Raw genomic sequence first — 12,473 nt, 5'->3', positions numbered from 1 at the left:
ATTAGGTCGCAACGAATTGGCCAGGTGGCCTCGTCTTTCGTGCAGCCCTTCTGTACAACTTGGCGCAAACCAGCGCAGGAGCCTCATATGACCACCACCCAATTCGGAAAAGGCTGCCATCTGCATCTGATTGATGGATCAGCCTTTATCTTCCGCGCCTATCACGCTTTGCCGCCGTTGACGCGGAAATCAGATGGGCTACCGATTGGGGCCGTGTCGGGCTTTTGCAACATGCTGCAGAAATATGTCGAAGGAAACGCCGGGCCGGATGCGCCGACCCATGTCGCGGTGATCTTCGACAAGGGCTCGCATACGTTCCGAAATGATCTGTATGATCTCTACAAGGCCAACCGTGAAGCGATGCCCGAGGATTTGCGCCCGCAAATGCCGCTGACGCGCGAAGCCACCAAGGCGTTCAACATCGCCTGCAAAGAACTTGAAGGCTATGAAGCCGACGACATCATCGCGACCCTCGCCGTTCAGGCGCGTGAGGCCGGTGGGCGGGTGACCATCGTCAGTTCTGACAAAGACCTGATGCAGCTTGTGGGTGGCGGTGTCGAGATGCTGGATGCGATGAAGAACAAGCGCATCGATCGCGACGGGGTGGTTGAGAAGTTCGGCGTCGGGCCCGAGCGTGTGGTCGATGTGCAGGCTTTGGCCGGGGATTCGGTGGATAACGTACCGGGCGCTCCGGGCATTGGTGTGAAGACGGCAGCGCTGTTGATCAATGAATATGGCGATCTGGAAACCCTGCTGGATCGCGCTGAAGAGATCAAACAGCCCAAGCGCCGCCAGACTCTGATCGAAAAGCGCGACCAGATCGAGCTTTCGAAGAAACTTGTGCAATTGGATGAAAACACACCGTTGGATTTCACTCTGGATGACCTTGAGGTGAAGGATCCCGATGCTGAGACTTTGATGAAGTTTCTGGCAGAGATGGAATTTCGGACGCTCACCAAACGCATTGCTGACAAGCTGGGCGTTGAGTCCCCCGTCATCCCCGATATATCCACGCCCGAGGCGGAGTCACAGGCCGAAGACGTCCCATTTGATGCAACGAAATACGAATGCGTGCGCGATGCTGCGGCTTTGCAGAAATGGATCGATCAGGCATACGAGCGCGGCTGGGTTGCGGTGGATACCGAAACCACTGGCCTGAATGAGATGATCGCCGATTTGGTCGGGATTTCGCTATGTGTCGAGGCGGGTGAGGCTTGTTACATCCCGTTGACTCACCGTGAAAGCGCGACCGATGATTTGTTCGGATCGGATGCGCTGGCCGATGGACAGATGCCGCTGGATACGGCTCTAAACTTGCTGAAACCGATGTTTGAGGATCCGTCGATCCTGAAGATCGGACAGAACATGAAATACGATGCCAAAATCTTTAAGCGATATGGCGTCGACGTCGCCCCCATCGACGACACGATGCTGATGTCCTACGCCATGCATGGCGGTGAGCATGGGCATGGCATGGATACGCTATCTGAACGCTATCTGAGCCATACGCCGATTCCCATCAAACCTCTGCTTGGCTCGGGCAAGTCTGCAATCACTTTCGACAAGGTGCCGATTGACGAGGCCACGGCCTACGCTGCCGAGGATGCGGACATCACCCTTCGCCTGTGGAAATTGTTCAAGCCGCAGTTGCATCAGGTGCAGGTGACGACGGTGTATGAAACACTTGAACGTCCATTGGTGCCGGTTCTCAAAGAAATGGAGATGCATGGCATCAAGGTCGATCGCGATGTTCTCAGCCGAATGTCAAATGCATTTGCGCAGAAGATGGCCGGATTAGAGGCTGAAATCCACGAATTGGCGGGTGAGAACTTTAACGTCGGTTCGCCAGCGCAACTGGGTGAAATCCTGTTCGACAAAATGGGGCTTGAGGGCGGCAAGAAGGGCAAGACCGGTAAGTACTCGACCGGGGCGGACATTCTTGAGGACCTTGCAACGGAACATGAACTGCCGCGCCGGGTGCTGGACTGGCGGCAACTCTCCAAGCTGAAATCGACCTATACGGACGCGCTGCAGACCCATATCAATCCTGATACGGGCCGGGTGCATACGTCATATTCGATTACGGGGGCGAATACGGGCCGTTTGGCCTCGACCGATCCGAACCTGCAAAACATTCCGGTGCGGACTGAGGAAGGTCGGCGCATACGTGAGGCGTTCATTGCCGAGCCGGGCAATGTGCTGGTCAGCCTTGATTACAGCCAGATTGAGCTTCGGATTCTGGCCCATATCGCCGATATTCCGACCCTGAAACAGGCGTTTGCGGATGGATTGGACATTCACGCAATGACGGCGTCCGAGATGTTTGATGTTCCGTTGGACGAGATGACGCCGGATATCCGTCGTCAGGCCAAGGCGATCAACTTTGGTGTGATCTACGGCATCTCGGGCTTTGGGCTGGCGCGCAATCTGCGCATTCCCCGGGCGGATGCGCAGGGTTTCATCGATCGCTATTTCGAACGTTTCCCGGGCATCCGGCGCTATATGGACGACACGATCGCGTTTGCCAAAGAGAATGGCTATGTCCAGACCCTGTTCGGCCGGAAAATCCATACACCTGAGATCAATGCCAAGGGGCCGCATGCGGGGTTCTCGCGTCGTGCTGCGATCAATGCTCCGATCCAAGGGACGGCAGCAGATGTGATCCGGCGCGCGATGGTGAGGATGCCGGATGCGATCAACGGCTTGCCCGCTAAGATGCTGTTGCAGGTGCATGACGAATTGCTGTTCGAAGTGGCCGAAGAGGCCGTGGATCAGACCATCTCGGTCGCGCGCGCGGTGATGGAAGGGGCGGCTGATCCGGCAGTGAAGCTGGATATCAAGCTGGTCGCGGATGCCGGACAAGGCGCGAACTGGGCCGAGGCCCATTAGGGGCGGCGCAGCTTATCAAGCCCTGCGGGCCCTCTTTGCAGCGGGTCAGGCTTCTGGCCTGACCAGGCGGGCGATCAGGCGTTTTACGAAAGGGCCCAGCGTCAGGATGACGGTAAAGGCGATAGGCCAGCAAAAGGCCCAAGAGGCCATCCAGTCTCCCAGTGTTGAAGGGCTGAAGCCGATAGCTTTGAGCGTGGCTATGCCGGTGACGACGCAGGACATCAGGCCGGACATGATCAAGGCGAACAGGGCATTGGCATAGCGGGCAGATATCATGCGGGGCATCCTTGGCGTGTCGATGCCCTCAATTGCGCCATTTCAGTCTGAAAATCCAGCGTTCATGCAGGGTTTAATACTGTATCCAAGCCAGTGAGTCCTCAGTCCGCCGGGTTGAGGGGTTGTATTCGGCGCTGACCCAGCCGCTGTAATCCGACTGGTCCATCGCAGCAAACAACGCGGCAAAGTCCATTGTACCCAGTCCGGGTTCCGAGCGATCCGGCGCAGCCCCGATCTGTGCATGGACAATATGGGGCTGAAAACGGTGCCAAATCGCCAGCGCGTCGCCGTGGATCATCTGCGCATGAAAACTGTCATATTGTAGGCCGACATTTGCGCGGTCGACGCGGTCCAGCACTTCGGCGGCCAGATCATAATTGTTCAGGAAGTAACCGGGTTGCGATACGGGGTTGAGCGGTTCGATTGTAAACCGCTGTTCCGGCGCAAGATCTGCCGCCCATTGCAGGTTCTCGACAAAACAACGCAGGGCCTCGGGGCCGGAAGCGTATCCGGCCATAACGTGAATCATCTCTGGCCGCAGCAAATCCGCGTAGCGCAGAACGCGCCGGATATCGGACTTAAACCTGTCAGAGCTGCCGGGCATGGCGGCGTAACCCGGTTCACCGCCGGTATAATTCGGGGGCGGGGCGTTGATCAGCACCAGATCAAGCCCGCTGGACAGCAGCGCGCGGCGGGTCTCTTTGGCCGCGAGGCCGTAGGGGAAGAGAATTTCAACAGCCGTAAACCCGGCCTGCGCGGCGGCTTGAAACCGGTCGAGATAGGGCAGTTCTGCAAACAGCAGTGAAAGATTGGCGGCAAATCTGGGCATCGGGCATCCGGTGTCGAACTTTGCAGAGCCTAACGATCACGACGGCCACGTGAAAGAGACTGAAAACGACAGATTGTCGAAAATCGGCCAGATAAAGGCTTTCGAATCAGGGACCATCAGGCTCAAGCGGTATCCCGTTGCGAGGGCCGCGCCAACAATAAGGTCTGATCACGATGGCCATGAGCCCTGAACCCGCGCGCGGGACCGCTATAGCTGTATCTGACGGTCGACAGACCGCGTTCACCGGAAATACGCTGGCGGTGGCTTCGATGCTGACGTGGGCGGCGGGGTTCCCGGCGGCTGAGATCCTATTGCAAAGCTGGCCACCTATCGCACTGTTCGCGGCACGGATGTCTCTTGCGGTGTTGGTCATGGTACCAATCTGGCTGATTCTGGACGGACCGGCTCAGGTATTGCGCGCCCGATGGGGCCATGCCCTCCTGGTCGGCGGTTTGGGGCTAGGGTCGGGGATGTTCCTGATCCTTGTAGCGCAGAAGCTGACCGACCCAGTTACCGTTGCCATTATCGCCTCGTGTGCGCCTTTGATCGCTACGATCATGGAGCTTGTGGCGGGAACGCGGCGATTGCGCTGGAGCTTTGCGCTGGGATTGGTGATTTCAATCATTGGCGGCCTGATTGCCACCAGCGCGGTGGCACCGGCACAATTAGGACTGGGTGCGATGTGCGCAGTGGTGTCTACCGCGCTGTTCTGTTGGGCCAGCATGGCCACTGCGCGCGACTTCCCCGAGCTTAGCCAGTTGGGCCGTAGCACCATTACCTTGGTCGGAGGATTGTCGACCGCAGCCATTCTAGTACCGTTAGCCGGATTGCTGGGGCTAGAGGTCTTGCCTACACGCCCCGTTGATGTGGCGCAGATGGGTATGTTGGTGTTCTACGCACTGTTCTCACTGGGCCTGAGCCAGTTTTTCTTCATAGCATCAGTAGGAAAATTAGGGGTCGCCCTGGCGTCATTCCACATCAATATCGCGCCATTTTATGTGATGGTGATCATGATGGCGCTGGGCGAGGACTGGAACTGGACCCGCGCGCTGGGCGCGTCGCTGGTGGCGCTTGCAGTCGTGCTGGCGCAGGACCGCAAGCCGCGACCGGTTCAATCCTCTAGCACATCAGATGCGATCAGTGGGAAAAACTGGCCGTCCGACCAGACACCAAACCAACCGTCGTGATGTCTGGCGATCTCGACCAACCGGTAAAAGCTCTTGCGATCAATGCGCGCCTCAAGATTCGCGCGCATCAATATGTAGGGTGAGGGCTCATCAGTTTCCGTATTTAGGACAATGCGGATCGGGTGATCGGGCCCGGCGATGGCTGTATCGCCCACTTGCGTCGTAAAAGTCAGACGTTGGGCTTCGCCTTGTCCCTCATGCTCAAAATCAACGGCAACAAACGGCGCATCCTCGACGGTGATTCCCACCTTTTCAGCGGGAGTGACGAGAAAGTACCCACCCTCTTCTTTCTTAAGAATTGAGGAAAATAGCTTAACAAGCTCGACCCTGTTGATCGGTGACCCTAGATAACTCCAAGTGCCATCTTTGGCGATCCGAATGTCCAGATCGCCACAAAACGGAGGATTCCATAGGTGAACGGGCGGCAAACCCCGCGTTTTGGCCGCTTTGACCGAAGCCGCCAGACCGTCTGGTGAAGGGGTCACGGGTTTTTGTCCGCTCATTGCTTTTGCCATTTCCTCTCAGCGCGATACACTTCAATCATAACAGTCCACGGAAGGGAACCTCATGTCCGAACCTGCCGACCTCGTGTCCGAGATCGAAGCGCTGGAAAACAAGCTGCAAGAGGCCAAATCCTCGATCACCCGCCGCTTTATCGGGCAGGAGAAGGTCGTGGACCTGACCCTGACCGCGCTTTTGTGCGGCGGTCACGCGCTGCTGATCGGTCTGCCGGGGCTGGGCAAGACGCGGTTGGTCGAGACGCTTTCGACCGTGATGGGCCTGCATGGCAACCGCATCCAGTTCACGCCGGACCTGATGCCTGCTGATATTCTGGGCTCGGAAGTGCTGGATACTGCCGAAGATGGCAGCCGCCATTTCCGGTTCATCTCCGGCCCGATTTTCTGTGAGTTGCTGATGGCGGACGAGATCAACCGTGCCAGTCCCCGGACCCAATCGGCGCTGTTGCAGGCGATGCAAGAGCGTACGGTGACAGTCGCGGGCGAAGACCGCGAATTGGGCGTACCGTTCCATGTGCTGGCAACGCAGAACCCGATTGAGCAGGAAGGGACCTATCCATTGCCCGAAGCTCAACTGGACCGGTTTCTAGTGCAGGTCGACGTGGAATATCCGGATCGCCAGACCGAGCGTGATATTCTGCTGGCTACCACGGGTGTTGAGGAAGCCGAGGCGCATCAGATTTTCACCAAAGAAGCATTGCTGGCCGCACAGGTTCTGTTGCGCCGGATGCCTGTAGGAGAGTCGGTTGTCGAACTGATCCTCGATCTGGTCCGCGCCTTCCGCCCGGATGAGGCAGGTGTGTCAGAGCGGGTGAAGGAAACTGTTGCCTGGGGTCCCGGACCGCGCGCTGCGCAGGCTCTGATGATGACCGTGCGCGCAAATGCGATGCTGGAAGGCCGTTTGGCCCCCAATGCCGAGGATGTTCTGACCATGGCGCGTCCGGTTCTCAGCCACCGTATGGCGTTGAACTTCGCGGCGCGGGCACGTGGTGACAGCCTCTCTGACCTGATTGAGTCCACCGCTACTGGGCTGGTCCGAAATGAGGCCGCGGCGTGAGCGCCGCCCAGACCCTACGCGAACGCTCCGAGGCCGAAGCGTCCCGGTTGCCGCCGTTATTGGCGCGGGCCGAGCATCTGGCCGGAACCGTTTTATTGGGCGATCACGGGCGGAGACGCTCGGGTCTGGGGGATGATTTCTGGCAGTACCGCCCTGCGCAGATTGGCGACAGTCGCCGGTTGATCGACCATCGCCGTTCGGCCCGTGGTGATCAGCAGTTTGTACGTGAGCGCGAATGGCAGATTGCACAGTCGATCATGCTTTGGGTCGATCAGGGCGCGTCGATGCGGTTTGCTTCGGACAAGAACTTGCCGACCAAGGCCGATCGTGCGCGCCTGCTGGGGCTGTCGACCGCTATCCTGCTTGTGCGTGGTGGCGAGCGCGTTGGTCTGACTGGCACGACGCTGCCCCCGCGCAGGGGGAATGCTCAGATCATTCGGCTGGCCCAAGCCTGGTCTGAAGATGCGCAAACCGATTACGCGCCACCCGAACACCGCGCCATGATCCCGCATGCGCGTGCGGTGTTTATCTCGGATTTTCTTGGGCCGCTGGACGAGGTCGAGCTGGCCCTTACCAAAGCCGCTGACCGGGGCGTGCGCGGCGTGTTGCTGCAGGTTCTGGACCCCAGCGAGGAGTCCTTTCCCTATTCGGGACGTACCATTTTTGAAAGTGTTGGTGGCACCGCTCGACATGAAACCTTGAAGGCCGCTGATTTGCGCGATCGTTATCTGGATCGCTTAGCGGCGCGCAAGGACGCGCTGACCCACCTGTGCCGCGCGACTGGCTGGCAGATGGGGCTCCATCACACCGATGACAGCGCTCAATCGGCTCTGTTGTGGCTTTATCGCGCCTTGGATGGGGGTGCGCAATGACGGTTCTTGCCGGAATCGGATTTACCGCGCCTTGGGTGCTGCTGGGTCTTCTGACCCTTCCGATTTTGTGGTTGATCCTGCGTGCCGTCCCACCTGCACCGATCCGACGTCTTTTCCCGGCGGTCACCTTGCTGCTGGGATTGAAGGATGATGAAAGTGTTTCGGACCGTACACCATGGTGGTTGCTGCTACTGCGGATGCTGGCAGCCGCAGCGATCATCATCGGGCTGGCAGGGCCGGTGCTGAACCCCTCACGCGATGAGACCGGATCCGGGCCGCTTCTGCTGGTGCTGGATGCAAGCTGGGGGGGCGCGACACGTTGGTCCTCGACACTTGATCAGATTGATGCGCAATTGACGGAAGCCGGGCGGGCGGGTCGTCCTGTGTCGATCTTGCGTCTGACTGAGCCTGAGGCACCTGTGTTTCAGGCCGCCGAGGCGTGGCGTGGTCGTCTGCCGGGCCTTACACCGATGCCGTGGCAGCCAACCGAAGCGCAGATTGACCAAACTCTGATCGCGTTGGGACAGGTCGAAGGTGGCTTCGACACCCATTGGTTCAGCGACCGTCTGTCCTATGTCGGCCATGATCGTTTGACTTCTGCCCTGCAGGCGCGTGGGGACGTGATTGTCTACCAATCCTCTGCACCTGTCACCGCGATCTTGCCCGCCACCTATCAGGACGGCGCAATCCGACTCAGCGTACAGCGCGCTAATCCAGGACCAGAGGAAAGAGTCACCGTTCTGGCGCAAGGGCGCGACCCGGCAGGAGCAATGCGGGTGCTGCAATCGACCAATCTTGAGTTCGAAAACGGCTCTACGCAGGTGGAAATTGATCTTGCGCTTCCATCGGAACTGCGCGCACGCATTACACGGTTCGAGATTCAAGGCCAGCGCTCTGCCGGTGCCATTACACTGACAGATGACAGCCTGCGTCGGCGCGAAGTGGCATTGATCGCAGGTACCCTGAACCGCGAAGGGTTAGAGTTACTGTCGCCGCTTCACTACCTGACACAGGTACTGATTCCGACCGCTGATTTTGTCGAAGGCGGCCTGGCCGAGGTTCTCCCCGCGAACCCGGATGTGATCGTATTGGCGGATGTGGCCAAGCTGTCCGAGTCGGAACAGGCTGAAGTCGTCGAATGGGTTGAACAGGGCGGCCTGCTGCTGCGCTTTGCCGGCCCACGCATGGCCGCCAGCGATCTGGGGCGCGATACTGAGGATGCACTGTTGCCGGTTCGACTTCGTAGCGGTGGCCGCTCGGTCGGCGGCGCCATGAGTTGGGGTGAAGCGAAGGGGCTTGCTCCGTTCACTGAAAACTCGCCGTTCTATGGGTTGGAGATTCCTGCGGACGTCTCTGTGACCACTCAGGTCATGGCACAACCAGACCCTAATTTGGCGGATCGGGTCATTGCGTCACTGTCGGATGGCACACCATTGGTGACCCGAAAACCGCTGGGGCTGGGGCAGGTGGTTCTGTTCCATGTCACGGCTGATGCGGAATGGTCCAGCCTGCCGCTGTCCGGGCTGTTTGTCGAAATGCTCGACCGGCTTGCCGTTGCCTCTGCTGCCAAATCGCGCCAAGAGGCTCAGATGCAGGGCACCGTATGGGAGCCGATTCAAATAATGGATGGCTTCGGTGTTTTGACTGACGCAGGAACGCTGCCCGGTGTCGATGGAGTCGAACTGGTTTCTGGGCAAATCGGGCCGGACCTGCGCCCGGGGCTTTATGAAAACGGCAAGCAGAAACTGGCGCGGAATGTTCTTGCCGAGGATGCTGTACTATCCCCGGTGATCTGGCCGTCTGACGTCCCAATCCGGGGTCAGGAGATCAGCAATGAGACTCCGTTGGAAGGGCTGTTGCTTGGCCTTGCATTGTTGTTGCTGACAATCGATGTGATTGCGTCTTTGGCGTTGTCGGGGCGCTTGGCCAAGGCAACCCCTGTTGCATTTGCGCTTGCTGCCCTGTTCCTTGCCCCCGAGGTGCGGGCACAGACCCCCGAAGACACCGATTTTGCATTGAACGCGACGCATGAGCTTGTGCTGGCCCATGTACTTACCGGGAATGCTCAGGTCGACGATATCGCGCTGGCCGGGCTGCGGGGGTTGGTGCAGACGCTGCATTTTCGCACTTCGGTCGAACCCGCCGACCCGATTGGCATCGACCTTGAACGTGATGAGCTTGCATTCTTTCCGCTGCTCTATTGGCCTGTTACTCCGGACCAGCCGCAGCCCTCGGTTGAAGCTTATGCAAAGCTCAACGCCTATCTGCGGTCGGGTGGGATGATCCTGTTTGACACGCGCGATGCCGATATCGCCGGTTTCGGGGCCTCCAGCCCCAATGGGCGCAAGCTACAACAGCTGGCGGCACCGCTGAATATCCCCTCGTTAGAGCCTGTTCCGCGTGACCACGTGCTGACTCGCGCCTTCTACCTGCTGCAGGATTTTCCCGGACGATATTCTGGCACCGAGGTCTGGGTCGAAGCCGCGCCACCCGATGCCGAGCAGATCGAAGGAATGCCCTTCCGAAACCTCAACGATAACGTGACCCCGGTGGTGATCGGCGGTAATGACTGGGCCGGGGCCTGGGCGGTGGATCGCAACGGTCAGTCCCTGTTGCCCGTGGGTCGCGGTTATGCCGGAGAACGACAGCGCGAGTTGGCCAATCGGTTTGGGGTTAATCTGGTAATGCATGTGCTGACCGGGAATTACAAATCCGATCAGGTTCACGTGCCCGCGCTTTTGGACAGGTTGGGACAATGACCGGAACCGTCATCTTTGACCCGCTAATCCCGTGGCCGTTTCTGGCAGCCGTGGCATTGATTGCCATGTCAGGTGTGGTTCTGGCGCTTTGGCGCGGTCTGTCGGGCTGGGCCCTGCGCGGCTTGGCGGCCTTGGTCATCCTCGGGGCGCTTTGCGGTCCTGTTTATCAGGTCGAAGATCGCGCGCCGCTTACCGACATCGTGTTGATGATCGAAGATGAAAGCGCCAGTCAAACCCTATCGGATCGTGCCGAACAGACTGCTCAGGCTGCCAACGACCTCGCGACCGAGATCGAAGCCCGAGACAATACCGAGCTGCGCCGCATACAGGTTGGTGACGGCGATGGTGACGAGGGCACGCTGGTCATGGCTGCGCTGAACGCGGCGCTGGCCGAAGAACCCCGTGCGCGGATTGCGGGCATTGTCGTGGTGTCAGACGGCATCGTTCATGATGCAGACCTGGCACCCGACCTGCCTGCTCCAATGCATCTGTTGCAGACCGGGCGGGAAGGCGATTGGGATCGGCGCCTGATCGTGCGTAACGCCCCAGCCTTCGCCATTATCGGTGAACCCGTGACCCTGACCCTGCGCGTCGAAGATACTGGCGCTGCGCCTGCTGGAGTTACTAACGCTCCGCTTGAGATTTCCGTCGATGGAGGTGAACCCGAGCAGTTCACCATTCCAATCGGTCTGGACGTCGAGCTCCCGATCACGCTGCCGCATGGTGGTCGGAACGTCATCCAGTTCACGGTCCCGCAGGCCGAGGGCGAACTGACCGACCGCAACAACACGGCTCTGATCCAGATGAACGGTGTGCGGGATCGCCTGCGTGTTCTGCTGGTATCGGGCGAGCCGCATCCGGGCGGGCGTACTTGGCGCAACCTGCTGAAATCTGACAGCTCGGTTGATTTGGTCCATTTTACCATCCTCCGGCCGCCGGAAAAACAGGATGGCGTACCGGTGGATGAGCTCTCACTGATTGCCTTCCCAACGCGAGAGTTGTTTCTGGAGAAGATCAATGATTTCGACCTGATCATCTTTGACCGCTACAAACGGCGCGGCATCCTGCCTGCGATCTATCTGGATAATGTTGGCGACTATATCGTCAATGGTGGCGCGGTGCTGGTCGCTGCTGGCCCTGATTTTGCCACGGCTGACAGCCTGTACCGATCCCCTCTTGGGCCGGTCCTGCCCGCAAAACCCAGTGCGCGGGTTTACGAGGAACGGTACGTGCCCATGGTCACCGATCTGGGCCAGCGTCATCCGGTTACCGCTGATCTGGGCGATGCTGAGACTTGGGGCGCTTGGCTGCGCCAGATCGATGTCAGCCAGCTGTCCGGCAATATGCTCATGACCGGCGTGGATGATCGTCCGTTGCTGCTGTTGGATCGCGTGGGTGAAGGCCGTGTGGCGCTGATGGCATCAGACCACGCCTGGCTATGGAGCCGCGGCTTTGAGGGTGGTGGCCCGCAGCTGGAACTACTCCGCAGGCTGGCGCATTGGATGATGAAAGAACCCGAGCTTGAGGAAGAGGCGCTGTGGGCCGAAGCGAACGGCCAGTCCATGCGCATTATCCGTCAAACGCTGGAGGATGAGGTTGGCCCAGTCACCGTCACCCCCCCCAATGGCGACACCTTGGAGATTACGCTAAACGAAGTCTCGCCCGGTCGGTTCGAGGCGCAGTACTTCGGCCCTGAAATTGGCCTGTACCGTCTGGAAGAGGGTGCGCATTCTGCCGTGATCGGTCTTGGTCCTGCTGCACCAAAGGAATTCGAGCGCACGATCGCGACCGATGAGATTCTAAGCCCCGTTCTGGCCAGCCTGCGCGGGGGAACGATCCGGTTGGAAGAGGGTCTGCCCTCAATCCGGAATGTCCGTGCGGGCCGTCCGGCAGCAGGTCGGGGCTGGATCGGTCTGACCCCGCGCGACGCCTATGAAACCCGCGATGTTACACAGGCCGGGTTGCTTCCACCCTGGCTGGTGCTGTTGCTTGCCGGTGGGTTCCTCTTGGCCGGTTGGTTGCGTGAGGGACGTCGCTAACGCTGCTTAAGCACTTTTTCATGCTCTACCGCGATGCTCTGAGCAGA

9 protein-coding genes are annotated in these 12,473 nt (G+C 59.2%); 6 read left to right on the top strand and 3 right to left on the bottom strand.

The window, feature by feature from the left end:
- Nucleotides 1-87 precede the first annotated feature (87 nt).
- The gene (polA, locus tag ACR0L9_RS12085; RefSeq protein ID WP_480895747.1) at nucleotides 88-2,889 is read left to right on the top strand and encodes a DNA polymerase I; all 2,802 of its coding nucleotides are present in this window, start codon (nucleotides 88-90) and stop codon (nucleotides 2,887-2,889) included.
- Nucleotides 2,890-2,934: 45 nt separating this feature from the next.
- Here polA and ACR0L9_RS12080 read toward each other — a convergent pair whose 3' ends face one another.
- Nucleotides 2,935-3,165, bottom strand: coding sequence for a DUF2798 domain-containing protein (locus ACR0L9_RS12080; RefSeq protein ID WP_170408576.1), 231 nt, complete (start codon nucleotides 3,163-3,165; stop codon nucleotides 2,935-2,937).
- Nucleotides 3,166-3,238: 73 nt separating this feature from the next.
- Nucleotides 3,239-3,994 (bottom strand): hydroxypyruvate isomerase family protein, encoded by a 756-nt coding sequence (locus tag ACR0L9_RS12075; protein WP_480895746.1) that lies wholly within the window; start codon nucleotides 3,992-3,994, stop codon nucleotides 3,239-3,241.
- Between the two features lie 179 nt (nucleotides 3,995-4,173).
- Here ACR0L9_RS12075 and ACR0L9_RS12070 point away from each other — a divergent pair, with 179 nt between their 5' ends.
- Nucleotides 4,174-5,181: a DMT family transporter gene (locus tag ACR0L9_RS12070; RefSeq protein ID WP_480439074.1), complete on the top strand. Its 1,008-nt coding sequence runs from the start codon at nucleotides 4,174-4,176 to the stop codon at nucleotides 5,179-5,181.
- On the opposite strand, the gene ACR0L9_RS12065 is transcribed toward ACR0L9_RS12070, so the two are convergent.
- Nucleotides 5,106-5,684: a DUF1285 domain-containing protein gene (locus ACR0L9_RS12065; protein WP_480439072.1), complete on the bottom strand. Its 579-nt coding sequence runs from the start codon at nucleotides 5,682-5,684 to the stop codon at nucleotides 5,106-5,108. The genes ACR0L9_RS12070 and ACR0L9_RS12065 overlap by 76 nt on opposite strands.
- A gap of 64 nt (nucleotides 5,685-5,748) precedes the next feature.
- On the opposite strand from ACR0L9_RS12065, the gene ACR0L9_RS12060 reads away from it, so the two are divergent.
- From ACR0L9_RS12060 to ACR0L9_RS12045, 4 genes are read left to right on the top strand one after another with little or no spacing between them, the layout of a single operon-like run.
- On the top strand, nucleotides 5,749-6,756 hold the full coding sequence (locus ACR0L9_RS12060) for an AAA family ATPase (RefSeq protein ID WP_480895745.1): 1,008 nt from the start codon (nucleotides 5,749-5,751) through the stop codon (nucleotides 6,754-6,756).
- Nucleotides 6,753-7,628: a DUF58 domain-containing protein gene (locus tag ACR0L9_RS12055; RefSeq protein WP_170408573.1), complete on the top strand. Its 876-nt coding sequence runs from the start codon at nucleotides 6,753-6,755 to the stop codon at nucleotides 7,626-7,628. Before ACR0L9_RS12060 ends, ACR0L9_RS12055 begins: the two co-directional genes overlap by 4 nt.
- On the top strand, nucleotides 7,625-10,387 hold the full coding sequence (locus ACR0L9_RS12050; RefSeq protein ID WP_480895744.1) for a DUF4159 domain-containing protein: 2,763 nt from the start codon (nucleotides 7,625-7,627) through the stop codon (nucleotides 10,385-10,387). Before ACR0L9_RS12055 ends, ACR0L9_RS12050 begins: the two co-directional genes overlap by 4 nt.
- Nucleotides 10,384-12,426 (top strand): hypothetical protein, encoded by a 2,043-nt coding sequence (locus ACR0L9_RS12045; RefSeq protein ID WP_480895743.1) that lies wholly within the window; start codon nucleotides 10,384-10,386, stop codon nucleotides 12,424-12,426. Before ACR0L9_RS12050 ends, ACR0L9_RS12045 begins: the two co-directional genes overlap by 4 nt.
- Nucleotides 12,427-12,473: the final 47 nt, after the last annotated feature.

The sequence above is a fragment of the Ruegeria sp. I3 genome, assembly GCF_056532525.1.
The sequence above is the reverse complement of the archived record's forward strand: the minus strand, read 5'-3'. Positions and strand labels throughout refer to the sequence as shown.